Genomic DNA, 26,307 nt, shown 5'->3' with positions numbered 1-26,307 from the left:
CCTCGCCTGGTCTTGCCGCGCTGAACGCGGGCAAGCCCAGTCGGTCCCCCGAGGGGACGACGATGCTCGCGGCGTTGAGCCGCAAGCACATCGCCTGACGGGCCGGCTTGGGAGCGGCCCGGCGCTCGGCCCGAAAGCCAGCCGAGGACATCAAACGGGCCTGCTAGGCCCGTTCTGCATTCAAGCGCTGCAGCCACTCGAGCGCCTCGGCCTCATTGGCCACCGGCGTCATCGGCGGCAGCGCGGCGCGCAGGCGGCGGCCGTAGTTCATGCCGGCCATGCGCGGGTCACACACCACCAGCAGGCCCCGGTCGGTCTCGGTGCGGATCAAGCGTCCTGCCCCCTGCTTCAGCGCGATCGCGGCCTCGGCGACGAAATACTCGGAGAAGGCATTGCGGCCCTCGGCCTCCAGGCGCTGCACGCGCGCCTCGACGAGCGGATCGTTGGGCGGCGGGAAGGGCAGCTTGTCGATGACGACGCACTGCAGCGCGTCTCCGGGCACGTCGATGCCTTCCCAGAAGCTGGCCGAGCCGACCAGCACCGACGCCGGGTTGTCGATGAAACGCTGCAGCAGCACGCGCTTGGGCGCGGCGCCCTGCTGCAGCACGGCGATGGCGTCGCCCGCCTCCTCGAAGCGCTCGCGCAGCGCGTCGGCCACGGTCTGCAGGTTGCGCAGCGTCGTCGTCAGCACGAAGGTGCGGCCACCCAGCGCGCGCGCGAGGCGTGACGCGAGCAGAGCGACGCTGGGCGGATGCGTCGGCTCGGATGGTTTGGGAAAGCCGCGCGGCACGTACAGCCGCGCGTTGGCCGGGTAGTCGAACGGACTGCCGACGCGCAGGATCTCGGCGCCAGTGAGGCCGGCCGGCTCGGTGAACCACGTCAACCCCTCGTCGTCCCCAAGAGTCGCCGATGTGAACACCCAGGCCTTGGAAGGACCTTCCAGCTGCTGCTGCATCGCATCGCGGATGTCCAACGGCGACTCGACGAGGCGGGCCGCGTGCGGGCTGATGTCGATCCAGCGCACGTCACCGGGGTCGGGGTCGACGGAGAACTGCTTGGCCAGGTCGCGCAGCTGCTGGGCCCGCTCGCACAGCCGCGCGAAGTCCGGCGCCGCTTCCTTCACGGCGGTCAGTGCCTCGAGCGCCTGTTCGCAGGCCGCCTGCACGCCTGCCAGCGCCGCACCGAAGGCCGGCTGTGAGGCCCGCTCCTTCCAGCCCAGTTTCAGCGTGCCGCGCAGCTCGCGGCCGGCCGTGGCCAGCGGGCCGGCCGCGGCCAGGCGCAGTTCGCGCGCAGCTTTCTCGACGCCGGCGTGCAGGCCCTGCCAGTCGTGCACGCCGCGCGCGTGGGCCAGCCCTTGGGCCAGCATGTCGCGCGCAAAGTCGATCAGCGCCGCCGTGCCCAGCAGCGTGCCGAGGAACTGCACGCCAGCCTCGGCGAGCTGGTGGGCCTCGTCGAACACGGCGATCTCGACGCTGGGCAGCAGCTCGGCCACGCCGGTGTCGCGCAGCGTCACATCGGCGAAGAACAGGTGGTGGTTGACGACGACGACGTCGGCCTCCATCGCCTCGCGCCGCGCCTTGACGACGAAGCAGCCCTTCCAGTCCGGGCACTCCTGGCCCAGGCAGTTCTCGCGGCTGGAGCTAACAATGGGGATGATGGGCGAGCGCTCGTCCAGGCCATCGATCTCGGCGAAGTCGCCGGTCGCCGTGCCGAGCGCCCAGCGCTCGATGCGCGCCAGGGACAGCGCCGTGCGGCGGTCCGGGAACTCGCCGGACACGCGCGCCTCCTTCATGCGGTGCAGGCATAGATAGCTGCTGCGCCCCTTCAGCAGTGCCAACCGCGTGGGCGTGTTCAGCGCCTTGGTGAGACGCGGCAGGTCGCGTAGGAACAGCTGGTCCTGCAGGCTTTTCGTCGCCGTGCTGATCAGCGCACGGCTGCCGGCCAGCAGCGTCGGCACGAGGTAGGCGAAAGTCTTGCCGACGCCGGTGCCGGCCTCGACGACCAGCGGCTGGCGGCGGCTCAGCGCGCGCGCGACGGCACGGGTCATCTGCAGCTGCGGCTGGCGCGGCTTGTAGCCGGCATCCAGCCGCGCCAGCGGACCGTCGAAGTCGAACGCGGCCAGCACGGCCTGCTCAAGTTCGTCAGCGTCGGGCGGTGCGGGCGGGGTGGCCTGATCGAGGGCGTCGAGCCAGTCGTCGAGGTCAGGCTCGGTCATCGGGCTCCACGGTGTTTTCGAGCCGGGAAATCATGTCGCGCAGCGCCAGCCGGCGCTTCTTCAGCCGCTGGAGTGCCAACTCGTCCACGGGCGCCTGCTCGACCAAGCGGTCGATCATCGCGTCGAGGTCGGCGTGCTCGATGCGCAACTCGATGAGCCGCCGCGTCAACGAGTGAAGTTGTTCATCCATTGCGGGGTTTACGAGAGCGGGGCGCCAGGGAGCCGAAACGAGCGGGCCAGTATAGTTTTCGTCATGGCTACCTCCTCCGCCGTCGGATTCCGACTCACCGCCGCCACCGGCACGCATCGCGGCGACCGCGCCTATCAGCAGGATCAGGTCGCCGTCATCGCCCACCCCCGCATCGAGGGCTGCGTGATGGGCATCGTGGCCGACGGCATGGGCGGCAAGAGCGGCGGGCGCAAGGCCGCCGACCAGGTCATCCTGACCGCACGCCAGCTGTTCGAGCGCTACTCGCCCGACGACGAATCGCCCGCCGAGCTGCTGGGCCAGATCACGTCCGAAGCGCATCTGATGATCAAGCTGACGGCCATCTCCGCCGAGGAGGAGCCGCACAGCACCATCGCCGGCTTCGTCGTCAGCAGCGACCGCAGCGCGCACTGGATTCACTCCGGCGACTCCCGCATCTACTGGTTCCGCGGCGCGCGCCTCGTGAAGCGCTCGATGGACCACTCCTACGTTCAGCGCCTCGTCGACGAGGGCCAGCTGACCGAAGCCGAAGCCAGCTCGCACCCGCAGAGCAACCTGCTGACCGCCTGCCTGGGTACCGTGCAGGACCCGACGTCCACGTCGGAGCACTTCGAAGGCCTGGAGGTGGGCGACACGCTGATGTGCTGCAGCGACGGGCTGTGGCACTACTTCACCGCCCAGGAACTGGGCAGCGTGCTCTACAGCCTGCCACCGCGCGAAGCGGCCGAGCTGCTGGTGAGCAAGGCGCGTCAGCGCGCGCGTGGCGGCGGCGACAACCTCTCCCTCGCCATCGTCAAGCTCGAGAACCTCGACTGACCAGGGCCTGCCCTAATTCGCCGGCGTAGAAGCCGCCGAAGCGCTGGGCAGCGGCAACGGCTTGGCAAGCGGCTTGGTGCGGTTCTTCTGCCGGGCCTCGTGCTCGGCGATGCGCTGGCGCATGGCCTCCTCGCGCGCCTGCGCGCGCTCCCGACGTTGAGCCGCCTCGGCCGCGGCCTGGTTGGCCGCTCGCGCCTGCTCGCGCGCCACCTCTTCCTCGCTGCGCGCCCGGACCGCGTGCGACGCCGGCGTCTTCGGAGGTACAGCGGGCTGCGCGGTCACCAAGCGCTCGTGGTGCTGGCCCTGGTCCGCTGCGAGCTCGCGCTCCTTCACGCGCTGCGCCTGGGCAGCGGCGCGGTCGCGGCGCTCCTCGGCAGCCAGTTCGTGCTCGTGCCTGACCAGCGGCGCGAGCGCGTCGCGGCGGCGTTGGCGCAGCTCGTCCAGGCAGGCGCTGACCGCAAAGCGCTGCTCGCACTCGGCCTTCTCACGGACGAACTGCTGCTCCACGGCAGCGCGCTGGGCCGCAACCTCGGCGCGGGTGGCGGGCGGGCTCAGCGGGGCCGAGGCGGCAGTGGCGGCAAGCAGGATCAGCAGCGGGCTCATCAGGTCAGCGAGGTATCGACTTCGCGTCGGGCCAGCGCAAGGTACTCCGCGGAGCGCATTTCCTGCAAGCGCGACACGGTGCGCGGGAACTCGTGCGCCAGCGGTCCTTCGGTGTAAAGCGCTTCGGCGGGCACCGCCGCCGAAATGATGAGCTTCACGCGGCGGTCGTACAGCACGTCCACCAGCCACGTGAAGCGGCGTGCCTCGCTGGCCAGGCGCACAGGCATCTCGGGGACGTCGGACAGGATGACGGTGTGGAACTGGCTGGCCAGCTCCAGGTAGTCGTTCTGCGAGCGCGGGCCACCACAGAGCGTGGCGAAATCGAACCAGACGACACCGCCGGCGCGGCGCCGCGCGTAGATCGCGCGGTGCTCGATCATCAGCTTGCGGTCCTCGTCCTGCGCCTCGGCCAGCGAGTCGAAGGCGGCGGTCAGTGCGGCTTCGTTGGCCTCGTTCAGCGGCGTCAGGTAGAGGTTCATGTCCTCCAGCGTGCGGCGGCGGTAGTCGGTGCCGGCGTCGACGTTGATGACTTCCAGGTTGGCCTTCAGCAGCTCGATGGCGGGCAGGATGCGGTCACGGTGCAGGCCGTTCGGATACAGCTCGTCGGGGTGGAAGTTGGACGTCGTGACAATACTGACGCGGTTGCGGAACAGCGCGTCCAGCAGCCGGTGCAGGATCATCGCGTCGGTCACGTCGGCGACGTGGAACTCGTCGAAGCAGATGAGCCGGAAGCGCCGCGCGATGCGCTTGCCGAGTTCCTCCAGCGGGTCGGCGATGCCCTTCAACTCCTGCAGCTCGCGGTGCACCTCGCGCATGAACTCGTGGAAGTGCAGCCGCGTCTTGCGCGTCAGCGGCACGGCCTGGAAGAAGCAGTCCATCAGGAAGCTCTTGCCGCGGCCCACGCCGCCGTACATGTAGACGCCGCGCGGGATGGGGGGGCGCACGAGCAACTTGGTCACCGCGTTGCTGCGGCGGGCCTTGTAGGCTTCCCATTCGTCCTGGCAGCGCTGCAAGGCCGTGATGGCGCGCAGCTGTGCCTCGTCGGCGGTGAAGCCGCGCTCGGCGAGGGTCTGCTGGTAGAGGTCGCTAACGGACGTCATTCGGAGAGGTCATCACGAAAAAAGGGGCGACTGTTCGGCCGCCCCTTGTGGTTTGCGCTGCGTGATCAGAAGTTCAGCGTGCGCTTGTCGACGGCCAGCGCGGCTTCCTTGGTCGCCTCGGACAGCGACGGGTGGGCGTGGCAGATGCGGGCGATGTCCTCGGCCGAAGCCTTGAACTCCATCGCGACGACGGCTTCCGAGATCAGCTCGGACGCGAACGGGCCGATGATGTGCACGCCCAGGATCTCGTCGGTCGTGGCGTCGGCCAGGAACTTGACGAAGCCGGTCGTGTCGCCCAGCGCGCGGGCGCGGCCGTTGGCCAGGAAGGGGAACTGGCCCGCCTTGTAGGCCACACCCTCGGCCTTGAGCTGCTGCTCGGTCTTGCCGACCCAGGCGATCTCGGGGCTGGTGTAGATGACCCAGGGGATGGTGTTGAAGTTGACGTGGCCATGCTGGCCGGCCATGCGCTCGGCCACCGCGACGCCCTCTTCCTCCGCCTTGTGCGCGAGCATGGGGCCGCGCACGACGTCACCCACGGCCCAGACGCCGGGCAGGTTGGTCTTGCACTCGTCGTCGACGACGATGGCGCCGCGCTCGTCGAGCTTCAGGCCCACGGCCTCGGGGTTCAGGCCGATGGTGTTGGGCACGCGGCCGATGGAGACGATGAGCTTGTCCACCACCAGCGTCTGCTCGGCGCCCTTGGCGTCGGTGTAGGCGACGGTGACGTCCTTCTTGCCCTTGGTGACCTTGGAGATCTTGACGCTGAGCTGGATGTCCAGGCCCTGCTTCTTGAAGACCTTGGCGGCTTCCTTGGCCACGCTCTCGTCGGCGGCGGCCAGGAAGGCCGGCATGGCTTCGAGGATGGTCACTTCGGAACCCAGGCGGCGCCAGACCGAGCCCATTTCCAGGCCGATGACGCCGGAGCCGATAACGCCCAGCTTGGCCGGCACGGCCGGAATGCGCAGCGCGCCGTCGTTGGACAGGATCAGCTCTTCGTCGAACTCCGCGCCGGGCAACTGGCGGGCATTGGAGCCGGTGGCCAGGATAACCTGCTTGGCGAACACGGTCTCGTCGCCGGCCTTGAGCTCGTAGCCGCCGTCCTTGGCGGCGACAAAGCTGCCGCGGCCGTGGAAGAACGTGACCTTGTTCTTCTTGAACAGGTAGAGGATGCCGTCGTTGTTCTGCTTCACGACGGCATCCTTGCGGCCGACCATCTTGGCGATGTCGATCTTCAGGTTGTCCAGGCTGATGCCGTGGTCGGCGAAGTGGTGGCCGGCGTGGTCGAAGTGTTCCGACGACTGCAGCAGCGCCTTCGAGGGGATGCAGCCGACGTTGGTGCAGGTGCCGCCCGGTGCCGGGCCGCCCTTCTCGTTCTTCCACTCGTCGACGCAGGCAACGTTCATGCCCAACTGGGCTGCGCGGATGGCCGCGATGTAACCGCCGGGGCCGCCGCCGATCACGACGACGTCAAAAGATTTAGACATATCAGCTCTTGATGATGATGAGTTTGAGGGGGCGCTGTTCGGCCAAAAAGCCCTTCACAGCCTTACCAAAGACAGCGTCACGCTGCAGCTCACGAATCGTCTTGCCGTCAAGCTCAGGAACCGGGTTACGAGCCCACTCTAGCGAGCCTTCCCGAAAAACGTGCCACGCAGCTTTAGCAATGCCCTCGTCGACACAGGCCTTCACGAGGTCTTCGGGCCAAGGACAGAGCCCCCAGTGTTGCGACACCTCGGCCAACGCAGCCGCCCACTTACGGTCAGTCACCGGACCTTCTAGGTACCGCTGCGCAGAAGTGGACAGCCACATGGCAAACGCCGACTTAGATGTCGAACAGCAGGCGCGCCGGGTCTTCCAGCGCTTCCTTCATCGTCACCAAGCCCAGCACGGCCTCGCGGCCGTCGATGATGCGGTGGTCGTACGACATGGCGAGGTAGTTGATCGGGCGCACGACGACTTGGCCGTTCTCCACCACCGCGCGGTCCTTGGTGGCGTGCACGCCCAGGATGGCCGACTGCGGCGGGTTGATGATGGGCGTGGACAGCATGGAGCCGAAGACGCCGCCGTTGGAGATGGAGAAGGTGCCGCCCGACAGTTCGTCCAGCGACAGCTTGCCTTCCTTGGCCTTCTGGCCGAACTCGGCGATCTTCTTCTCGATGTCGGCGAAGCTCATCTGGTCGACGTTGCGCAGCACCGGCACGACGAGGCCGCGCGGCGAGCCGACGGCGATGCCGATGTCGAAGTACCCGTGGTAGACGATGTCGTTGCCGTCGACCGAGGCGTTCAGCACCGGGTACTTCTTCAGCGCGGCGACAGCGGCCTTCACGAAGAAGCTCATGAAGCCCAGCTTCACGCCGTGTTCCTTCTCGAACTTCTCCTGGAACTTCTTGCGCATCTCCATGACCGGAGCCATGTTGACTTCGTTGAAGGTGGTCAGGATGGCGTTGGTGGCTTGCGACTGCAGCAGGCGCTCGGCGATGCGGGCGCGCAGGCGGGTCATGGGCACGCGCTGCTCCGGGCGGTCGCCCAGGTTCTGCGCGACAGGCGCGGCCACGGCGGGCAGCGGCTTGGCGACTGCGGGCGTGGCGGGCACGACCAGCGGTGCAGCGGCAGGCTTGGCCTGTGCGGCCAGGGCATCGCCCTTGGTCACGCGGCCGTCCTTGCCGGAACCGGCGACGTCGGTAGCGGCCAGGCCCTTCTCGGCCAGGATCTTGGCGGCGGCGGGCATGGCCACGTCGCCCTTGTTGACGGCAGCGGCGGGTGCAGCAGCAGCGGCGGCCGGGGCGGCGACCGACGCGGTCGTGGCGGGGGCGGCGACGCCGGCCTTGCCTTCCGTGTCGATCTTGGCGAGCAGTTGCTGGCTGGTGACGGTGCTGCCGTCAGCGACGCCGATCTCGGCCAGCACGCCGGAGGCGGGGGCCGGAACTTCGAGCACAACCTTGTCGGTCTCGATTTCGACGAGGGTCTCGTCGACAGTGACGGCTTCGCCGGGCTTCTTCTTCCAGGTCAGCAGCGTGCCTTCGGAAACGGATTCGGAGAACTGGGGAACTTGGACGTCAACGATGGCCATGATGTGAGGCTCCGTGTCTTTTATTCGGGTGTGATGTACAGGCGCGAAAGCGCGCAGCGCCGGTCAACAGGGCGCTGCGCGATGCGGTCTTATTTGGTGAGGACGAAGCCCTTGAGCTTGGCGAAGGCCTGATCCAGCAGCGCCTTCTGCTGCTCCTGGTGCAGGTGCGCGTAGCCACAGGCCGGACTGGCGCTGGCCGGGCGGCCGGCGTAGCCGAGCTTCTGGCCTTCGACCATGTTCTCGTGCACGTAGTGCTGCACGAAGAACCAGGCACCCTGGTTCTGCGGCTCGTCCTGGCACCAGACGATGTCGGTCGCGTTCGGGTACTTCTTCAGCTCGGCCGCGAAGGCCTTGTGCGGGAAGGGGTACAGCTGCTCGACGCGGACGATGGCCACGTCGCTGTGCTTCTTCTCGGCACGGGTCTTGACGAGGTCGTAGTAGACCTTGCCCGAGCAGACGATGACGCGCTTGACCTTGTCGGCCACGATGGTCGCGTCCTGCTCACCGATGACGGTCTTGAACTCGCCCTTGGTGAAGTCGGACAGCGGCGACGTCGCATCCTTCGCACGCAGCAGGCTCTTGGGCGTCATGATGACCAGCGGCTTGCGGAACATGCGCAGCATCTGGCGGCGCAGCACGTGGAAGATCTGCGCGGCATTGGTCGGCTGCACGATCTGCATGTTGTTGTCCGCGGCCAGCTGCATGAAGCGCTCCAGGCGGGCCGAGCTGTGCTCGGGGCCCTGGCCTTCGTAGCCGTGCGGCAGCATCATCGTCAGGCCGTTGGAGCGGCCCCACTTCACTTCGCCGGAGGCGATGAACTGGTCGATGACGACCTGCGCGCCGTTGACGAAGTCACCGAACTGCGCTTCCCAGATGGTCAGCGTGTTGGGCTCGGCGGCCGCATAGCCGTACTCGAAGCCCAGCACCGCCTCTTCCGACAGGATGGAGTCGATGACGGTGAACGGCGCCTGGCCGTCGGCAACGTTCTGCAGCGGGATGTAGGTGCCGTCGTCCCAGCTGCTGCGGTTCTGGTCGTGCAGCACGGCGTGGCGGTGCGTGAACGTGCCGCGGCCGCTGTCCTCACCGGACAGGCGCACCGGGTAGCCCGACGCGACCAGCGACGCGAAGGCCATGGACTCGCCCATGCCCCAGTCGACGTTGACCTCGCCCCGGCCCATGGCGGCGCGGTCAGTGTAGAGCTTGGCCACGAGGTTGTGCGGCGCGAAATCCTTGGGCAGCGTCGTCAGCTTGTCCGCGAGGCGCTTCCACTCGGTGACGGGGATGGCGGTGTCGCAGCTGTCCGTCCACTTCTTGCCGAGGAAGGGCGACCAGTCGGTGGCGAACTTGCTCTTGAAGTTGGTCAGCACCGGGTCGACCGTGTGGCGACCCTCGTCCATGGCGGCGCGATAGGTCTTGACCATCTCGTCGGGGCCGTCGGCGGGCAGCACGCCCTGGGCGACCAGCTTGTCGCCGTAGACCTTGCGGGTGCCGGGGTGGGCGCCGATCTTCTTGTACATCAGCGGCTGCGTCAGCGCCGGCGTGTCCTGCTCGTTGTGGCCCAGCTTGCGGAAGCAGACGATGTCCAGGACGACGTCCTTCTTGAACTCGGCACGGTAATCCATGCACAGCTGCGTGGCCCACACGACGGCTTCGGGATCGTCGCCGTTCACGTGCAGCACCGGGGCTTCGATCATCTTGACGACGTCGGAGCAGTACCAGGTGGAGCGCAGGTCGCGCGGGTCGCTGGTCGTGAAGCCGATCTGGTTGTTGATGACGATGTGGACCGTGCCACCCGTGCGGTAGCCGCGGGTCTGGGCCATGGCCAGCGTTTCCTGCACGACGCCCTGGCCACCGAAGGCCGCGTCACCGTGCACCAGCACCGGCAGCACTTGCGCGCCGACGTTGTCGCCGCGGCGGTCCTGGCGGGCGCGCACGCTGCCTTCGACGACCGGGTTGACGATTTCGAGGTGGGACGGGTTGAAGGCCAGCGACAGGTGAACCGGGCCACCCTTGGTCGACACGTCGGAGCTGAAGCCCTGGTGGTACTTCACGTCACCGGCGGGCAGGTCCTCGGCAGCCTTGTGCTCGAACTCGGCGAACAGGTCGCCGGGCATCTTGCCCAGCGTGTTGACCAGCACGTTCAGGCGACCGCGGTGGGCCATGCCAATGACGATTTCCTGCACGCCGCGCTCGCCGCCGCGCTGGATCAGCTCGTCCATCGCCGCGATGAAGCTTTCGCCGCCTTCCAGCGAGAAACGCTTCTGGCCGACGTACTTGGTGTGGAGGAAGCGCTCCAGGCCCTCGGCGGCCGTCAGGCGCTCGAGGATGTGCTTCTTCTCTTCGGCCGTGAACGTGGGCTTGCCGCGCGCCTTCTCCAGGCGCTCCTGCCACCAACGCTTCTCGGCCGGGTCGGAGCCGTGCATGAATTCGGAACCGATGCTGCCGCAGTAGGTCTCGCGCAGGGCCTGCACGATCTGGCGCAGCGTCATCGTCTCGCCACCGAAATAGCTGTTCACGGCGCTGAACGAAATGTCCATGTCGGACTCGGTCAGGTCGTAGAACGCGGGGTCGAGTTCGGGAATCTTGGGGCGCTCGGCGCGCTTGAGGGGGTCCAACTCCGCCCAGCGGTTGCCGAGGAAGCGGTAGGCCGCGATCAGCGACTGGACATGGACCTGCTTGCGGGCGACGGCGAGGTCGGCGCTGGAGGCCTTGTTGGCGAAGGCGTTGGCCTTGGCACGTTGCGCGAACGACTCGATGACCGGCGCATGGGCCACGTCACGGGCCTCGCTGCCGTCAACGGCGGGAACGTGCTGGAGCGCGTCGAAGTAGTCGCGCCAGTTGTCGGGCACCGAGCCCGGGTTGTCGAGGTAAGCCTCGTACATCTCCTCCACATACGGGGCATTGCCACCGAACAGGTAGGAGTTCGACCTGTATTGCTGCATCATCTTTCGCTCACCTCATGCCCCGGTTTCCAGGGAGTTGGCTGGTTGAAGAACCTTCCGCGACACGGCTCGACCGATTGGCGGATTGCGACCCACCTTTGCTGTTGCCGGAGCAACCGAAAAAGGGACGGGAAGGACCGAAAAACCCCTCCGCTGCTCGAAAGACCGGCCCAACTCGGTGCAGGCCTTCTGAGTAACAGACGGGTTCCATCAGGGGCCGAACTCTAGCACTGCGGGTTTGCCCGACAAGGGGGACGGGTTGCGACAAAGTGCACTGATCAGGCTCAAGAAAAGTTGACTGACCCGTAGACTTGCGTCCGCGACAGCCCCGCGATTGAATGGCTGCGCCACGGGACATTCAGGAGATCCCCATGCAAGTCCAGGTCGTCGACTACCGCGCCCCCGACGCCGCCGAGAAGTTCACCCGTTCCCTGCACGAAACCGGGTTCGGCGTCCTCACCAACCACCCGATCCGCCAGGCCCTCGTCGAGAAGATCTACGGCGACTGGCTGGCGTTCTTCAACGGCGAGGCCAAGCACGGCTACGCGTTTTCCAAGGAAACGCAGGATGGATATTTCTCGACCGAGATTTCCGAAACCGCGAAGGGTTTCAAGCAGAAGGACATCAAGGAGTACTTCCACATCTACCCCTGGGGCCGCATCCCCGAGTCGCTGAAGGAAGACGCCCTCACCTACTACCGCGAGGCCAACGCGCTGGCCGAAGAACTGCTGAGCTGGGTCGAGCGCTACACGCCGCCGGAGATCGCGGCCAGGTACCGCGAGCCGCTGTCCAACATGATCACCGGCAGCAGCAAGACGCTGCTGCGCGTGCTGCGCTACCCGCCGCTGACCGGCCACGAGCCCGAGGGCTCGCTGCGCGCCGCGCCGCACGGCGACATCAACCTGCTGACCATCCTGCCCGCCGCCAACGAGCCGGGCCTGCAAGTGCTGGGCACCGACGGCGCCTGGCACGACGTGCCCTGCGACTTCGGCACGCTGACGATCAACATCGGCGACATGCTGCAGGAAGCCTCCGAGGGCTACTACCCGTCGACGCAGCACCGCGTCGTCAACCCGACCGGCGAGGGCGCGAAGAAGAGCCGTGTGTCGCTGCCGCTGTTCCTGCACCCGCGCGATGACGTCGTGCTGAGCGACCGCTACACGGCGGAGAGCTACCTCAACGAGCGCCTGCGCGAGCTGGGCGTGAAGACCTGACCCAGCGGATCATCCAGATCCACCCCGACGCGCCGCCCAAGCCGGCGCTCGGGGCCGACTGCAACGGCTGCGGCGTCTGCTGCCTGGCCGAGCCCTGCCCACTGGGCGTGCTGTTGAGCCGGCGCCTCAAGGGTGCGTGCGTCGCCCTGAAATGGGATGGCGCCCGCTATGTGTGCGGCGCGCTGACGGCGCAACCGCGCGGGCTGCGTGGCTGGCTCGTGAAGCGCTGGATCTCGTCCGGCAGCGGTTGCGACTGCTCTCTGGAAGTCGCGGGCAAGCCCTAGCCAGGTCGGCGACCATCACGGCTAGCATTTTTGGCTTCTGCCCTCCCACAAGGACGCCGCGTGAAACCTCTGCTCCGACTCCTGCCGCTGCTGGCCGCCCTCGCCTTCAGCACCGCCGCCCAGGCCGCAGCCCTACGCTGGGCCGCGCAGAACGACATCCTGACGCTGGACCCGCACTCGCAGGACCACACCACGTCCAACGCCATCGGCGCCCACATCTACGAGGGGCTCACGCGGCTGAGCAAGGAATACCGGCCCGAGCCGGCGCTCGCGACGAAGTGGACCCACCTCTCGCCGACCCAGGTGCGCTTCGACCTGCGCCGCGGCGTCAAGTTCCACGACGGCTCGCCGTTCACGGCCGACGACGTGGTCTTCAGCTTCGGCCGCATCACGCAGCCGCAAGGCACCAAGCAGACCTATGTGTCCGGCATCAAGGAGGTGAAGAAGATCGACGACTACACCGTCGACTTCATCCTGGAATCGCCCACACCGATGCTGCTGCAGAACATCATCAGCTTCCCGATCATGAGCAAGGTCTGGTCGACCAAGAACAACACGACCAACACGCAGGACTACAAGGCCAAGGAAGAGAACTACGCGTCGCGCAACGCCAACGGCACCGGGCCGTACAAGCTCGTCAGCTGGCAGCCCGACCAGGCCGTGAAGATGGTGGCCAACAAGGACTGGTGGGACAAGAACCCGGGCAACATCACCGAACTGAGCTACCTGCCGATCAAGAGCGCGCCGACGCGCGTGGCGGCGCTGCTGTCTGGGGACGTGGACATCGTCACCGACCTGCCGCCGCAGGACTTCTTCAAGCTCAAAGAGGAGGGCAAGGTCAAGTTGCTGGAGGGAGCCGAGATCCGCACCGTCTTCTTCGTCATGGACGAGGGCAGCGACGAACTTCGGGACTCGAGCGTCAAGGGCCGCAACCCCTTCAAGGACAAGCGCGTGCGCGAGGCGCTGAACCTGGCGCTGGACCGCGAGGCCATCAAGACCCGGATCATGCGCGGCCTGTCGGTGCCGGCCGCGCTGATGGTGCCGCCGGGCGTCAACGGCTACGACGCAGAGCTCGACAAGGTGGCCAAGCCCGATCTGGACAAGGCCCGCAAACTGCTGGCCGATGCCGGCTATCCGCAGGGCTTCGAGCTGCCGCTGCACTGCCCCAACAACCGCTATGTGAACGACGAACAGGTCTGCCAGGCAGCCGTGTCGATGTGGGCCAAGATCGGCGTGAAGGCGCGCCTCGTCGCCACGCCGTTCGCAACTCACAGCCAGACCTTCCAGCGCGGCGAGTCGCCGTTCTACATGCTGGGCTGGGGCGTTTCCACCTATGACGCGCTGTACGCGATGCAGGCCTGGGGCCACACGCGCACCAGTGGCGCGGACGGCAATTTCAACTTCGGCAAGGTCAGCGATGCCAAGCTCGACGAGCTGATCCAGAAGATCAAGTTCGAGCCGGACGTGCCCAAGCGCAACGCACTCATCAAGGAGGCGCTGCTGCGCATCCGCGACGAGTTCCTGTTCATCCCCATCCACCACCAGATCCGCCCCTGGGCGATGAAGAAGACCGTCGACACGCTGCACCGCTCGAACGACTACTTCGAGGCGCGCTACACGACCATCAGGTGATGGGGTGTCCACGGGGTGGGTTCCAATCCACCTCATGAGCGACCCTGCGTTCCAGCCCACCCACATCACGCCGAGCGAAGAGCAAATCGCCATCCAGCGGCACCGAGGCCGCCTGCTGCTCGTCGAGGCCAACGCGGGCGCGGCAAAGACGACGACGCTGGCGCTGCGCATTGCCCAGGCGCTGCAACGTGGCGCCGAGCCGCAGACCGTGCTCGCACTGACCTACACGGCGCCGGCCGTCGCCGCGTTGAAGGAGCGGCTGGCCCACGTCGGCGTGCCCAGGGCGACCGTGCAGCAGCTGCGCATCCAGACCTTCGAGGCGTTCGCGCTGGGCGTGCTGACACAGGCCGAGGGCACGAAGACGCAGGTCGTCACGTCGCACGAGCAGGTCAGGCCCTACGTGGTGCGCGCCATCGACATGGCGCAGTCCATGCCGGAGGAGCGTTACCCGGAAGAGCTGATGACCGACGCGACGCCGGGCAACCTTGTCGAAGGGCTGCTGAAGTCGTTCGACGTGCTCAAGGGGCGCATGGTGTTCGAGCACCTCGATCCCGAGGAAGGCCTGACGCCGCAGCTGGCAGACGAGCTCGGCTTCGGCTACCTGACGATGCGCGCGTGGCGCTGCAACGAGTTCATCCGCAAGGGCGGGCATCCGGACCGCCCCGAGTTCCGCTTTGACGGCGACGGCGTCTACGACCTGGCCCGGATGCTGCTGACCGGCGAGATCGACGCAGGCGACACGGCGCTGCAGCTCGGCCTGTCGTTGATCTGCGTCGACGAGATGCACGACGTGAACCGCGCCGCCTTCACCGTGCTGAAGGCCGTGCTGGCGGCCCATCCGCGGGCGGGCTTCGTCGGCGTGGGCGACCGCGACCAGGTCATCCACTCGCAGACGGGCGCCGAGGCCGGCTTCATGGGTGAGCACTTCACCGCCGAGATCGGCCAACCGACCGTGCTGCCGCTGACGCAGAGCCGCCGCTTCAGCCCGCAGCTGGCACGCCACGTGGGCGCGCTGGCGCGCAAGCCATACGCGGCGGATGCGGCGCTGCACACCGCCATCCAGCTGGCACCTTGCGAGTCGCACCGGCTCGCCGCCGCCTTCATCGCCCGCCTGGCGCAGTCGCATCACCAGCAGCAGGCGCTTGCCAGCTTGCGGGTGCTGCTGCGCCATCCCGCACAGTCCGTGCTCATCGAGCATGAGCTGCTGCGCCTGGGCGTGCCCTACGGTGCCGTCGGCTTCGCGCCTTACCTCGAACGCGCCGAAACGCTGCTGGTGCGCGGCCTGTACGCCTACGCCTGCGATGACTTCACCGGCTTCGAGGACGCCGCGCAGCGCGCCGGGTTGCTGGACGCGCTGCTGCTGTTCTCCGGCGCCAAGGTGGACAGCATCGAACTGCGCCACCTGGACAGCACCGAGGCGCAACGCGCCGCCGTCGGCGAGGCATCGGCCAGCCTGGACTCGACGAGGACCTTCATCGAAGCCCACGTGCTGCGCAGCGCCAACGCGGGCGCCCGGCGCCGGCTGGAGGCGGCCATGGCCGTGCTGCGCAGCAACGACATCGATGCGTTCGAGGCCTCGTTCCTGACGGCGCTGGACGCGCTCGCGCTGGCCACCCGCGTGTTCGTGCGCCGGCAGGACGCCGAGCAGGTGGCCGACAACATCGCGCAACTGCACCGGGTCGCGGTAGCCGAAGGCACCGGCGTGGACGGCGCGTTCCGCCTGTTCTCGGCCATGGCCCAGGCACGACGTCGGCTGCGCGCCAACGAGCGCGTGGTGCTGTCCGGCATCGAGGCGGCCAAGGGGCTGGAGTTCGACCACGTCGTCATTCCACATCTGTCCCAAGGCGAGTTCGGCGACGGCTCGGCCGAGAACCGCAACCTGCTGTACGTGGCGATGACGCGCGCCAGGTGCCGCCTCACGGTGATGCACGACACCGGCCGCCCGTCCCGCTTCCTGAAAGACGCCGAGATGACCGGACCGACATGAAGCCGCCCATCATCAATTTCTCGACGCTGCAATCCGCCATCGAGATCGCTGCCACCCTCGCCTTCGCGCTGTCCGGCCTGCTGGCCGGCGCGCGCAAGCACCTCGACATGGTGGGCCTGTGCATCGTGGCCGGCCTGTCGGCCTTCGGCGGCGGCACGCTGCGCGACGTGCTGCTGGACCGCCGCCCGTTCTTCTGGGTCGAGCACGCGGACTGGCTGTGGGCGCTCATGGGCCTGTCGTTCGCCGCGATGCTGTTCCTGCGCCGGCGTCATCTGGCGCTGACCGAGAAGGCCATCCAGTGGCCCGATGCGCTCGGCCTGGGCCTGTTCACGGCCAACGGCGCGCTGCTGGCGCTGCAGACCGGCCAGCCGGCCATCGTCGCGGTGCTGATGGGCGTCATCACCGCCACGTTCGGCGGCGTGCTGCGGGACATCGTCTGCAACGAGATCCCCGCCGCCTTCCACGACCACCGGCCCTACGCGCTGTGCAGCTTCGCCGGTGCCTGGATGCTGGTGGCGGCCGTGCGGCTGGAGGCGCCCGAATGGGTGGCCATCAGCGCCGCGGCCGCGACAGCGGTGGCGCTGCGCGCCCTGGCCTTGTGGCGGGGCTGGACGCTGCCGGCCTGGCGCATCAACAAGCGCTGATCGCGAGGCCGGCAGTCCTCACGGCTTACCAGCCGATGGTGTAGGTCACCGTCGTCGGCGCCTGCGTGTGCAGCGACGGGCTGAAGTCGCCCACGTCGTCGTACGCGAAGCCGTAGGCCTTCTGGTTGATGCTGTGGTCGTGCCAGAACTTGGCATACCAGTTGCCCAGCGTGCCCGACGGATAGTGCGCGGATTGCACGTACCAGTTGGCCGGCGTCTCCAGCACGTGGCGGTTCAACGCCGCGCAGATCTGCGCCTGGATCTGCAGCTGCGTGCCGGTGTTGGTCGGGTTGCCGCTGGCGTCCGCCAGCAGGCCCGCGCCCAGCAGCACGCTGGCCGTGTCGGGCTTGCCGTTGATGTAGAACGTGCCGGCCGGCGAGCCGCCGGTGAAGGTCCAGCGGTCCCCGCTGACGCGGCCGCGGAAGGTGCCCAGGTTCTGCAACGTGAAGACGAGGTCTTCATTGCGGTAGCGGGCCCAGACGGCGTCGATATAAGGCTGCAGGTAGTTGGCGTTGGCCGCACCCGGCTTGAACGTACCGTGGGCGGGGGCAATGATGCGGTACGGCGAGTACGGCGCGGCCGCCAGCGGACGGAACTCGGCCGGCATCTCGGCGATGAACTTGCTGAAGAGCTGGTCGCGCGTCTCGGCCAGCGCCTCGCCGACGGTCTGGTCGTAGCCGCCCAGGCCTTGCACGCGCAGCTTCAGCGGGAAACCGAAATGGTCCACGCGCGTCGTGTTGATGAAGATGCCGGGGTCGGCCTGGCCTTGCGGAATGATGGCCATCTCGCCGAAGTCGAAGGTGACGTCGATGTTCGGGTCTGTCGGGTTCTCGATGTTGGCGCCGGCATAGCCGATGTTGCCGTTGCCATCGACGACGACGCGGATGTACATCGGCGAGCCCACCGACATCAGCACGCGCGCCGAGTTCAGCGCCGGGATGGTGATGGAGCGCGTGGCGCTGAGCTTGTTGAAGTAGTTCGTGTAGGTCACGCCGTTCTTCGTCAGCGCGCCGTTGTCGGCGGTGGACATCGGGATGAAGTTGCCCGCGGCGTCCACACGCACGAACTTGCCGGTGCTCCAGTCCTTGCCGATGATGGCCCAGTAGACCTGATCGTCGGTCCAGCGGCCGCCCGTCTGGTTGACGATGTTGAAGGTGGTGCGGCCGTTCCAGCTGCCCGAGGCCTGGCCCACCTTGTAGGACGAGGTCAGGTCATTGAAGGCGCGGTTGACGAGGTTGGGCTCGTCGGCCGTCAGCACGACCGAGCTGCCTCCGTAGTTGATGTCGTTGAACAGCGTGACCTGGTAGCCGGCCTGCACCTTCACCGACGACACGCGATCGTTCCATGCCGTGCCGATCCAGCTCGAATCGGCGCTGGCGCAGAAGCTGGCGCCGCCGTAGTTGATGTCGGCGTAGAAGCAGACCGGGCCACTGGCCGCCGTGTCGCCGTTCACCGTGTACGTGAACTTGGGCGTGTCGTAGGCGGGCGTGCCGTTGTTGTAGGTGAACCAGTAGCCGATGACGTTGCCGGTGGCGACCGTCAGCTTCTGCTCGTAGCGGCCGTTGGCCGCGGTCATGCGCACGTTCTGCTGCGCGCCGTTATTGACGGTGTAGTGGACGTCGACCCAGGTGGTCGACACATTGGACTTGAACCAGATCGTGGCCGCCGTGCCACTCACGTCGACGCCCTGGTCGTAGTCCGCGGCGCTCGCGGTGCCGAGCAGGCCCAGCGCCAAGAGGACGCAAGCGCCCAGCAGGCGCAAGCAACGCAAAACAGGATTCACCTTTGTCTCCTTGCCCGCTCGCCCTGGAGGCGGGCGGGTCGTTCAGAGGCCCCAACGATGCATGGAAGGAGGCCCGCGTCCCGACTGCGGAAGGCCTACTGCACACGCCGCGGGCAGTCGCCGCCGACGTCAGGCCGCATTCACAGGAAATCTGAAAGCGCTTTCAAATTTGCCGCGCATCGTCCTGGGAGATGCGAGAAAGCGGTTTCATGGATAACCCGTGCGAGCCGTTTTCATGCGTCGCCGGCTTCAGGGACGGTCGATCCCTGCCCTCCGTCCGCCGTGACCGGGGCGGCGCAGGTGAAGATGCTCGGCCTCAGTGCGAATGCACCGAGCGCAGGTGCGACCCCGGTGCGACGGCCGGCGCCGTGCCTTCCTGCGCGGCAGCGGCCAGGCCGCTGAGGATGCCGCACTGGTCCGCGCTCTGCGCCGCGGCACAGCGCTGGCGCAGCTCCTTCAGCTGCTTCTCCAGCGCCCGCAGCTCCTTGATGCACCGCGACACATGGCCGATGTGCTCGTCCAGCAGCGCGTTCACGTCGCCGCAATCGCCGCCCGGGGCATCCTTCACGCGCAGCAGCACGCGCACCTCGTCGAGCGACATGTCCAGGCCCCGGCAGTAGCGGATGAACTGCAGCCGCTCCAGGTGCGCCGGCTCGTACACCCGGAACCCACCCTGCGTGCGCCCCGGCGCGGGCAGCAGGCCCTCGCGCTCGTAGTAGCGGATGGTGTCGACGGCGGTCGACGAGGCGGTGGCGAGGTCTCCGATCTTCACGGCGGCTTTCCGGGGTTGGCGTTGGCCGAGTGTAGGCACTTGACTCTGGAGCTGCTCCAGGGAATCCAATAGCCGCATGAGTTCCCACGACCACGCTCACACCGGCCACGCGCACGGCCATTCCCACCACGATTCGCACGACGACCATGACCACCACGGTCATGGACACGACCACGGCCACGGCCACTCGCACGCCGCCGCCTGCTGCCACGGGAGCGCCTGCGCCACCGCTGCCGCACCACTGGCCACACCCGCGCCAGCCGGGGCACTGCTGCTGCGCATTCCCGCGATGGACTGCCCCACCGAAGAGGGCCAGATCCGCCGCGCGCTCGAGAGTTTCGGCGACGTGCGCGGCCTGCACTTCGATCTGCCGGCCCGGGCGTTGACGGTCGACGCGCCAGCCGCGTCGTGGGACACCGTGACGGCGGCCATCAACCGACTGGGCTTCAAGACCGAAACGCTGTCCGCCCCGCCCGCCGCCGCGGACACCGCGAAGGCGCAGCGCGCCGAGCTCATCAAGCTGAGCGCCGCGCTGGTCGTCGCCATCGGCGCCGAGCTGCTGCACTTCTTCGCGCCCGACAGCACGACGTGGCACGTCGCCGGCATGGCCGTGGCCGCCGTCGCCATCGCGCTGTCCGGCCTGATGGTGTTCCGCAAGGGGCTCGCGTCGCTGGTGCGCGGCCAGCTCAACATCAACGCGCTGATGTCGGTCGCCGTCATCGGCGCGTTCGCCATCGGCCAATGGCCCGAGGCTGCGATGGTGATGGCGCTGTACTCGCTGGCCGAGCTGATCGAGGCCCGCTCAGTGGCCCGCGCGCGAAACGCCATCACGGGGCTGCTGGCGCTGTCGCCCGAGCAGGCCGAGGTGCGCCAGCCGGATGGCAGCTGGGCCCGCATGGAAGCCAAGGCCGTGGTGGTGGGCGCCACGGTGCGCGTGAAGCCGGGCGAGCGCTTTGCGCTGGACGGTACCGTCACGGCCGGCCAGGGCGCGGTGGACCAGTCACCCGTCACCGGCGAGAGCATCCCGGTCGACAAGGCGCCGGGCGACGCGGTCTTTGCCGGCACCATCAACCAGAGCGGTTCGCTGGAGTTCGAGGTCACCAAGCCGGCCAGCGACACGGTGCTGGCCGGCATCATCCACGCCGTCGAGGCAGCACAAGGCCAGCGCGCGCCGACGCAGCGCTTCGTCGACCGCTTCGCCGCCGTCTACACCCCCGCCGTCTTCGTGCTGGCGCTGGCCGTGGCCATCGGCACGCCGCTGCTGCTGGGCTGGCCCTGGCTCACCGGCGTCTACAAGGCTCTGGTGCTGCTGGTCATCGCCTGCCCCTGTGCGCTGGTCATCTCCACGCCGGTGACCATCGTCAGCGGGCTGGCGGCGGCCGCGCGACGCGGCATCCTCATCAAGGGCGGCGTGCATCTGGAGCAGGCCCGCAAGCTCACGGTACTGGCGCTGGACAAGACCGGCACGCTGACCGAAGGCCGTCCCCGGCTGGTCGCGCAGCGCGTGCTCGCTGAGGGCGTTGACGAGGCCCGCGTGCTGGGCATCGCCCGCAGCCTGGCGGCGCGCTCGGACCATCCCGTCTCGAAGGCCGTCGCATCCGGGCTGGTGGGCGACACGCTGCCGGTGGAAGGCTTTGGTGCCGAGCTGGGCCGCGGCGTCCATGGCCACGTCGAGGGGTTGAACGTGGTGCTCGGCAACCACCGCTGGATTCATGACCGCGGCCAGTGCTCACCCGAGCTGGAAGCGCTGATGCAGGAACACGAGGCGCAAGGCCGTACCGTGTCGCTGCTGGCCGATGAGCGCCAGGTGCTGGCCCTGTTCGCCGTGGCCGACACGACCAAGGCGAGCAGCCGCGAGGCGATCGCCGCGTTGAAGGCGTTGGGCGTGCACCCCGTCATGCTGACGGGCGACAACCCGTCAACGGCGCAGGCCATCGCGAGCCAGGTGGGCATCGCTGACGTGCGGGCCAACCTGTTGCCGCAGGACAAGCAGCAAGCCGTCACCGCGCTGGGCGCGCAAGGCGCGGTGGGCATGGTGGGCGACGGCGTCAACGACTCGCCCAGCCTCGCCGCCGCAGCGGTGGGCTTCTCGATGGGCGCCGCGGGCACCGACACCGCCAAGGAGGCGGCCGACGTGCTCATCATGAACGACGACCTGCGCAAGGTGCCGGAAACGATCCGGCTGTCCCAGCGCACCTACGCCGTGCTGTGGCAGAACATCGTGCTCGCGCTGGGCATCAAGGCCGTGTTCTTCGTGCTGGCCGTGTTCGGCAGCGCGACGATGTGGATGGCCGTGTTCGCCGACATTGGCGCCAGCCTGCTGGTCGTGTTCAACGGGCTGCGGTTGCTGCGCAGCTCGGGGCGCTAAGCAAAACGGCCGCCCGAAGGTGGCCGTCCGATGAAGCACGCTGGGATCAGAGCGCCAGGCGTTGGCGAGCCGCCGCGTACTCGCGCTTCAAGCGCGCCACCAGCTCCGCGGCCGGCACGACCTGCTTGACGGCGCCGATGCCCTGTCCACTGCCCCAGATGTCCTTCCAGGCCTTGGCCGCGCCGCCGCCGAAGTTCATCTTGCTCGGGTCGCTCTCGGGCAGGTTCTCCGGGTCCAGGCCGGCCGCCACCACCGAGCCGCGCAGGTAGTTGCCGTGCACGCCGGTGAAGAGGTTGCTGTAGACGATGTCGTCACTGTTGCTGGCGACGATCATCTGCTTGTACGCGTCGCTCGCACGCGCTTCTTCGGTCGCGATGAAGGCCGAGCCGATGTAGGCGAAGTCCGCGCCCATCGCCTGCGCCGCCAGCACGGCATCGCCGGTGGCCATCGAGCCCGACAGCGCCAGCGGGCCGTCGAACCACTCGCGGATCTCCTGGATCAGCGCGAACGGGCTCTTCACGCCCGCATGGCCGCCCGCGCCGGCCGCCACGGCGATGAGGCCGTCGGCGCCCTTCTCGATGGCCTTCTTCGCGAACTTGTTGTTGATGATGTCGTGCAGCACGACGCCACCCCAGGCATGCACGGCCTGGTTCACGTCCTCGCGCGCGCCCAGGCTCGTGATGACGATGGGCACCTTGTACTTGGCGCAGACCTGCATGTCGTGCTCGAGCCGCTCGTTGCTCTTGTGCACGATCTGGTTGATGGCGAACGGCGCGGCCGGCTTGTCCGGGTTGGCGCGGTTGTAGGCGGCCAGCGTCTCGGTGATCTCGGCCAGCCACTCGTCCAGCAGCTCGGCCGGACGCGCGTTCAGCGCCGGCATGGAGCCGACGACGCCGGCCTTGCACTGCTCGATGACGAGCTTGGGGTTGCTGATGATGAACAGCGGCGAGCCGATGACGGGCAGCGGCAGGTTCTGCAGGATGGGAGGCAGGGCCAAGGTGGGGTCTCCGTCAGAAGGCTTCGAGTTCGAGGGCGGTCACGCTGTCGGCACCATCGACGATGGCCGAGCGCAGCGAGGCGGTGCGCGACAGGATGTGCTCGGCGTAGAAACGCGCCGTCGCGATCTTGGCGTCCATGAACGCCTTGTCAGTCGCCAACGCGTCTTCCGCAGCCATCAGCGCGCGGGCGAGTTGCCAGCCGGCGACGAGGTTGCCCGCCAGCATCAGGTAGGGCACCGAGCCCGCGTAGGCCGCGTTGGGGTTGCCCTTGGCCGAGCCGGCGATGAAGTCGACCGCGGCGAGGTAGTCCTCGCGCGACGCACGCAGCGCCTTCAGCATCGCGCGCGCGGCGGCGCTGTCGCGCTTGGCGAGTTCGCCCTCCGTCACCTCGATCTGGCCCGCAATAGCGCGCGCCAGCTGGCCGCCGTCACGCGCCGTCTTGCGACCGACCAAGTCGTTGGCCTGGATGGCCGTCGTGCCTTCGTAGATCGTCAGGATCTTGGCGTCGCGGTAGTACTGCGCCGCGCCGGTCTCCTCGATGAAGCCCATGCCGCCGTGCACCTGCACGCCCAAGGAGGTGACCTCCAGGCTCATCTCGGTGCTGTAGCCCTTCACCAGCGGCACCATGAACTCGTAGAAGACCTGGTTCTGCTTGCGTGCGTCGGCGTCGGGATGGTGATGGGCCGCGTCAAACGCGGCGGCCGCCATGCTGGCCATCGCGCGGCAGCCCTCGGTCAGCGAGCGCATCGTCATCAGCATGCGGCGCACGTCGGGGTGATGGATGATGGCCGCGCTGCCTGCCACCGAACCGTCGACGGGGCGCGACTGCACGCGGTCCTTCGCGTACGCCACGGCCTTCTGGTAGGCGCGGTCGGCAATGCCGATGCCTTGCACGCCCACGCCGTAGCGGGCGGCGTTCATCATGATGAACATGTACTCCAGGCCGCGGTTCTCCTGGCCGATCAGCGTGCCGATGGCACCACCGTGGTCGCCGAACTGCAACACGGCCGTCGGGCTGGCCTTGATGCCCATCTTGTGCTCGATGGACACGCAGTGCGCATCGTTGCGCGCGCCGAGCGAGCCATCGGCGTTGACCATGAACTTCGGCACCAGGAACAGGCTGATGCCCTTCACGCCCTCCGGCGCGCCGGCCACGCGGGCCAGCACGAGGTGGACGATGTTCTCGGCCATGTCGTGCTCACCGTAGGTGATGAAGATCTTGGTGCCGAAGATCTTGTACGTGCCGTCGCCCTGCGGCTCGGCGCGCGTGCGCACCAGCGCCAGGTCCGATCCGGCCTGCGGCTCGGTGAGGTTCATCGTGCCGGTCCACGAGCCGTCCAGCAGCTTGGGGATGAACACGGCACGCTGCTCGTCGCTGCCGGCCGTCAGCAGCGCCTCGACGGCACCGTCGGTCAGCAGCGGGCACAGCGCGAAGCTCATGTTGGCTGCCTGCAGCATCTCGTTGCAGGCCGATGCGATGGCCTTGGGTGCCCCCTGTCCGCCGAACTCGGCCGGATGCACCAGCCCCTGCCAGCCGCCCTCGGCGTAGGCGCGGAAGGCCTGCTTGAAGCCGGGCGTCGTCGTGACCACGCCGTCCTTCCAGCTCGACGGGTTCTTGTCGCCTTCCCAGTTCAGCGGCGCGATGACGTCCTGCGTCAGCTTGGCGCACTCCTCCAGCACGGCGGCGGCGGTGTCCAGGCCGAAGTCTTCAAACGCGGGGACTTGTTGCGTCAGCGTCTCCAGCCCGGCGAGGTGCTGAAGGTTGAAAAGCATGTCCTTGACGGGGGCTTGGTAACTCATTTGTTCCTCCAGGCGGATGCAAAAAGGGCGCCGCAACGACCGGAGTCGGGGCGCCCGGTGCAGTCGGCGTGCGGCTTACAGCGCGGACACGAGTTCTGGCACGGCCGTGAACAGATCGGCTTCCAGGCCGTAGTCGGCCACCGAGAAGATCGGCGCTTCCGGGTCCTTGTTGATCGCGACGATGACCTTGGAGTCCTTCATGCCGGCCAGGTGCTGGATGGCGCCGGAGATGCCGCAGGCCACGTAGAGCTGCGGCGCGACGATCTTGCCGGTCTGGCCGACCTGCCAGTCGTTGGGCGCGTAGCCAGCATCGACGGCAGCACGCGAGGCGCCCAGTGCAGCGCCCAGCTTGTCGGCCAGCGGCGTCAGCACTTCCATGAACTTCTCGTTCGAACCCAGCGCGCGGCCGCCCGACACGATGATCTTGGCGGCGGTCAGCTCGGGGCGGTCGCTCTTCGTCACCTCACGACCGACGAAGCTGCTCTTGCCGCTGTCGGCCGAAGCCGCGACGGTCTCGACGGCGGCGGAGCCACCGGTCGCGGCGGCCGGGTCGAAGCCGGTCGTGCGCACGGTCAGCACCTTGGTCGCATCGGCGCTCTGCACCGTGGCGATGGCGTTGCCAGCGTAGATCGGGCGCTCGAAGGTGTCGGCGCTGACAACCTTGGTCACGTCGCTCAGCTGGCCCACGTCCAGCAGCGCAGCGACGCGCGGCGCGACGTTCTTGCCCGACGCCGTGGCGGGGAACAGCAGGTGGCTGTAGCCCGAGGCCAGTGCGATCACCTGGGCGGCGACGTTCTCGGCCAGGCCTTCGCCCAGCGCGGCGGCATCGGCGTGCAGCACCTTGGCGACGCCAGCAATCTGCGCGGCGGCGGCCACGGCGGCGCCAGCGTTGTGGCCGGCCACCAGCACGTGCACGTCGCCACCCAGGGCGGCAGCGGCGGTGACGGTGTTCAGCGTGGCGCCCTTGATCGAGGCGTTGTCGTGTTCGGCAATGACGAGTGCGGTCATCTCAATGGTTCCTGATCAGTTGAGGACAGAGCTTGCGACTGCGCCGCAGCGGTCCGTCCCGCAAAGTTCTTAGATGGCTTAGATGACCTTGGCTTCGGTCTTGAGCTTGGTCACCAGGGTAGCGACGTCCGGCACCTTCACGCCAGCACCCCGCTTGGGCGGCTCGCTGACCTTCAGCGTCTTGATGCGAGGCGTCACGTCCACGCCCAGATCGGCCGGCTTGACGATGTCGAGCTGCTTCTTCTTGGCCTTCATGATGTTGGGCAGCGTCACGTAGCGCGGCTCGTTCAGGCGCAGGTCGGTCGTGATGACGGCCGGCAGGCTCAGGGACACCGTCTCCAGGCCGCCGTCTACTTCACGGGTCACGATGACCTTGTCGCCGGCCACTTCCACCTTGGAAGCGAACGTGCCCTGCGGCAGGCCGGCCAGCGCGGCCAGCATCTGGCCGGTCTGGTTGCAATCGTCATCGATGGCCTGCTTGCCGAGGATGACCAGGCTCGGACCTTCCTTGTCCACCAGCGCCTTCAGCAGCTTGGCGACGGCCAGCGGCTGCAGTTCGACGTCGGCGGGCGTCTCGACCAGGATGGCACGGTCCGCGCCGATGGCCATGGCCGTGCGCAGCGTTTCCTGGCACTGCGTGACGCCGCAGGACACGGCGATCACCTCGGTGACGGCACCCTTCTCCTTCAGGCGCACGGCCTCTTCGACGGCGATCTCGTCGAAGGGGTTCATCGACATCTTCACGTTGGCGATGTCAACGCCCGTGCCATCGCTCTTCACGCGCACCTTGACGTTGTAGTCCACGACGCGTTTGACAGGGACCAAGACCTTCATCGAAAACTCCAGCTGGATTGACGTATACG

Annotated in this window: 20 protein-coding genes; 6 read left to right on the top strand and 14 right to left on the bottom strand. The window is 67.9% G+C overall.

All coding sequences use genetic code 11. The annotated features are described in order from the left end of the window. Window positions 1-163: 163 nt before the first annotated feature. Both ACG04R_RS10745 and ACG04R_RS10740 read right to left on the bottom strand, forming a co-directional pair. Entirely contained in the window at window positions 164-2,215 is a 2,052-nt protein-coding gene (locus ACG04R_RS10745; protein ID WP_394409409.1) for a DNA repair helicase YoaA, read from the bottom strand. Then, a complete protein-coding gene (locus tag ACG04R_RS10740; RefSeq protein ID WP_394409406.1) occupies window positions 2,202-2,405 on the bottom strand; it encodes a YdcH family protein in 204 nt (67 codons plus the stop codon). Before ACG04R_RS10740 ends, ACG04R_RS10745 begins: the two co-directional genes overlap by 14 nt. Window positions 2,406-2,468: 63 nt before the next feature. Between ACG04R_RS10740 and ACG04R_RS10735 the strand changes: the two genes are divergently transcribed. Further along, a complete protein-coding gene (locus ACG04R_RS10735) occupies window positions 2,469-3,239 on the top strand; it encodes a PP2C family protein-serine/threonine phosphatase (RefSeq protein ID WP_394409403.1) in 771 nt (256 codons plus the stop codon). Between the two features lie 12 nt (window positions 3,240-3,251). Here ACG04R_RS10735 and ACG04R_RS10730 read toward each other — a convergent pair whose 3' ends face one another. The 6 genes from ACG04R_RS10730 to ACG04R_RS10705 form a co-directional block, all read right to left on the bottom strand. Further along, window positions 3,252-3,842 (bottom strand): hypothetical protein, encoded by a 591-nt coding sequence (locus ACG04R_RS10730; protein ID WP_394409400.1) that lies wholly within the window; start codon window positions 3,840-3,842, stop codon window positions 3,252-3,254. Next, window positions 3,842-4,942, bottom strand: coding sequence for a cell division protein ZapE (gene zapE / locus ACG04R_RS10725; RefSeq protein ID WP_394409397.1), 1,101 nt, complete (start codon window positions 4,940-4,942; stop codon window positions 3,842-3,844). The genes ACG04R_RS10730 and zapE overlap by 1 nt, the downstream gene beginning before the upstream one ends. Before the next feature lie 65 nt (window positions 4,943-5,007). Then, the gene (gene lpdA / locus ACG04R_RS10720) at window positions 5,008-6,426 is read right to left on the bottom strand and encodes a dihydrolipoyl dehydrogenase (RefSeq protein WP_394409394.1); all 1,419 of its coding nucleotides are present in this window, start codon (window positions 6,424-6,426) and stop codon (window positions 5,008-5,010) included. A gap of 1 nt (window position 6,427) precedes the next feature. Continuing rightward, window positions 6,428-6,709 carry a hypothetical protein gene (locus ACG04R_RS10715; protein ID WP_394409391.1) on the bottom strand — a complete coding sequence of 94 codons (282 nt, stop codon included), beginning with the start codon at window positions 6,707-6,709 and terminating at the stop codon, window positions 6,428-6,430. A gap of 55 nt (window positions 6,710-6,764) precedes the next feature. Beyond that, a complete protein-coding gene (odhB, locus tag ACG04R_RS10710; RefSeq protein ID WP_394409388.1) occupies window positions 6,765-8,012 on the bottom strand; it encodes a 2-oxoglutarate dehydrogenase complex dihydrolipoyllysine-residue succinyltransferase in 1,248 nt (415 codons plus the stop codon). A gap of 89 nt (window positions 8,013-8,101) precedes the next feature. After that, window positions 8,102-10,957, bottom strand: a complete 2,856-nt coding sequence (locus tag ACG04R_RS10705) for a 2-oxoglutarate dehydrogenase E1 component (RefSeq protein ID WP_394409385.1) — start codon at window positions 10,955-10,957, stop codon at window positions 8,102-8,104. 368 nt (window positions 10,958-11,325) lie between these two features. On the opposite strand from ACG04R_RS10705, the gene ACG04R_RS10700 reads away from it, so the two are divergent. The 4 genes from ACG04R_RS10700 (at window position 11,326) to ACG04R_RS10685 (ending at window position 16,715) form a co-directional block, all read left to right on the top strand. Beyond that, entirely contained in the window at window positions 11,326-12,168 is an 843-nt protein-coding gene (locus ACG04R_RS10700; RefSeq protein WP_394409382.1) for a 2OG-Fe(II) oxygenase family protein, read from the top strand. Window positions 12,169-12,512: 344 nt separating this feature from the next. Next, the gene (locus ACG04R_RS10695) at window positions 12,513-14,084 is read left to right on the top strand and encodes an ABC transporter substrate-binding protein (protein WP_394409378.1); all 1,572 of its coding nucleotides are present in this window, start codon (window positions 12,513-12,515) and stop codon (window positions 14,082-14,084) included. 34 nt (window positions 14,085-14,118) lie between these two features. Next, window positions 14,119-16,071 (top strand): UvrD-helicase domain-containing protein, encoded by a 1,953-nt coding sequence (locus ACG04R_RS10690; RefSeq protein ID WP_394409375.1) that lies wholly within the window; start codon window positions 14,119-14,121, stop codon window positions 16,069-16,071. Beyond that, on the top strand, window positions 16,068-16,715 hold the full coding sequence (locus ACG04R_RS10685) for a trimeric intracellular cation channel family protein (protein ID WP_394409372.1): 648 nt from the start codon (window positions 16,068-16,070) through the stop codon (window positions 16,713-16,715). The genes ACG04R_RS10690 and ACG04R_RS10685 overlap by 4 nt, the downstream gene beginning before the upstream one ends. A gap of 25 nt (window positions 16,716-16,740) precedes the next feature. On the opposite strand, the gene ACG04R_RS10680 is transcribed toward ACG04R_RS10685, so the two are convergent. After that, window positions 16,741-18,498 carry a beta-1,3-glucanase family protein gene (locus tag ACG04R_RS10680; protein ID WP_394409369.1) on the bottom strand — a complete coding sequence of 586 codons (1,758 nt, stop codon included), beginning with the start codon at window positions 18,496-18,498 and terminating at the stop codon, window positions 16,741-16,743. A gap of 316 nt (window positions 18,499-18,814) precedes the next feature. Next, a complete protein-coding gene (gene cadR / locus ACG04R_RS10675) occupies window positions 18,815-19,270 on the bottom strand; it encodes a Cd(II)/Pb(II)-responsive transcriptional regulator (RefSeq protein ID WP_394409366.1) in 456 nt (151 codons plus the stop codon). A 76-nt stretch (window positions 19,271-19,346) separates the two neighbouring features. On the opposite strand from cadR, the gene ACG04R_RS10670 reads away from it, so the two are divergent. Beyond that, complete coding sequence (locus ACG04R_RS10670; RefSeq protein ID WP_394409363.1) at window positions 19,347-21,638, top strand: heavy metal translocating P-type ATPase; 2,292 nt, start codon at window positions 19,347-19,349, stop codon at window positions 21,636-21,638. A 46-nt stretch (window positions 21,639-21,684) separates the two neighbouring features. Here the strand turns inward: ACG04R_RS10670 and ACG04R_RS10665 are convergent, their stop codons facing one another. From ACG04R_RS10665 to ACG04R_RS10650, 4 genes are all read right to left on the bottom strand, one after another. Beyond that, window positions 21,685-22,635, bottom strand: coding sequence for an NAD(P)H-dependent flavin oxidoreductase (locus ACG04R_RS10665; protein ID WP_394409360.1), 951 nt, complete (start codon window positions 22,633-22,635; stop codon window positions 21,685-21,687). 13 nt (window positions 22,636-22,648) lie between these two features. Next, window positions 22,649-24,436 (bottom strand): acyl-CoA dehydrogenase, encoded by a 1,788-nt coding sequence (locus ACG04R_RS10660; RefSeq protein WP_394409357.1) that lies wholly within the window; start codon window positions 24,434-24,436, stop codon window positions 22,649-22,651. Window positions 24,437-24,511: 75 nt separating this feature from the next. Then, window positions 24,512-25,444, bottom strand: coding sequence for an electron transfer flavoprotein subunit alpha/FixB family protein (locus ACG04R_RS10655; protein ID WP_394409354.1), 933 nt, complete (start codon window positions 25,442-25,444; stop codon window positions 24,512-24,514). 78 nt (window positions 25,445-25,522) lie between these two features. Continuing rightward, the gene (locus ACG04R_RS10650; RefSeq protein WP_394409351.1) at window positions 25,523-26,278 is read right to left on the bottom strand and encodes an electron transfer flavoprotein subunit beta/FixA family protein; all 756 of its coding nucleotides are present in this window, start codon (window positions 26,276-26,278) and stop codon (window positions 25,523-25,525) included. Window positions 26,279-26,307 lie beyond the last annotated feature (29 nt).

The sequence above is a fragment of the Pelomonas candidula genome, assembly GCF_043555985.1.
In the GTDB taxonomy this organism is placed as follows: domain Bacteria; phylum Pseudomonadota; class Gammaproteobacteria; order Burkholderiales; family Burkholderiaceae_C; genus Pelomonas; species Pelomonas candidula.
Note: the sequence above shows the minus strand (reverse complement) of the source record. Positions and strands in the feature narration are given on the sequence as shown.

Coding starts and splice junctions, on each gene's coding strand:
- lpdA (WP_394409394.1), bottom strand. CDS start 6,426: ATGTCTAAATCTTTTGACGTCGTCGTGATCGGCGGCGGCCCCGGCGGT.
- zapE (WP_394409397.1), bottom strand. CDS start 4,942: ATGACGTCCGTTAGCGACCTCTACCAGCAGACCCTCGCCGAGCGCGGC.
- ACG04R_RS10700 (WP_394409382.1), top strand. CDS start 11,326: ATGCAAGTCCAGGTCGTCGACTACCGCGCCCCCGACGCCGCCGAGAAG.
- ACG04R_RS10650 (WP_394409351.1), bottom strand. CDS start 26,278: ATGAAGGTCTTGGTCCCTGTCAAACGCGTCGTGGACTACAACGTCAAG.
- ACG04R_RS10660 (WP_394409357.1), bottom strand. CDS start 24,436: ATGAGTTACCAAGCCCCCGTCAAGGACATGCTTTTCAACCTTCAGCAC.
- ACG04R_RS10690 (WP_394409375.1), top strand. CDS start 14,119: ATGAGCGACCCTGCGTTCCAGCCCACCCACATCACGCCGAGCGAAGAG.
- ACG04R_RS10705 (WP_394409385.1), bottom strand. CDS start 10,957: ATGATGCAGCAATACAGGTCGAACTCCTACCTGTTCGGTGGCAATGCC.
- odhB (WP_394409388.1), bottom strand. CDS start 8,012: ATGGCCATCGTTGACGTCCAAGTTCCCCAGTTCTCCGAATCCGTTTCC.
- ACG04R_RS10730 (WP_394409400.1), bottom strand. CDS start 3,842: ATGAGCCCGCTGCTGATCCTGCTTGCCGCCACTGCCGCCTCGGCCCCG.
- ACG04R_RS10745 (WP_394409409.1), bottom strand. CDS start 2,215: ATGACCGAGCCTGACCTCGACGACTGGCTCGACGCCCTCGATCAGGCC.
- ACG04R_RS10685 (WP_394409372.1), top strand. CDS start 16,068: ATGAAGCCGCCCATCATCAATTTCTCGACGCTGCAATCCGCCATCGAG.
- ACG04R_RS10740 (WP_394409406.1), bottom strand. CDS start 2,405: ATGGATGAACAACTTCACTCGTTGACGCGGCGGCTCATCGAGTTGCGC.
- ACG04R_RS10735 (WP_394409403.1), top strand. CDS start 2,469: ATGGCTACCTCCTCCGCCGTCGGATTCCGACTCACCGCCGCCACCGGC.
- ACG04R_RS10655 (WP_394409354.1), bottom strand. CDS start 25,444: ATGACCGCACTCGTCATTGCCGAACACGACAACGCCTCGATCAAGGGC.
- ACG04R_RS10670 (WP_394409363.1), top strand. CDS start 19,347: ATGAGTTCCCACGACCACGCTCACACCGGCCACGCGCACGGCCATTCC.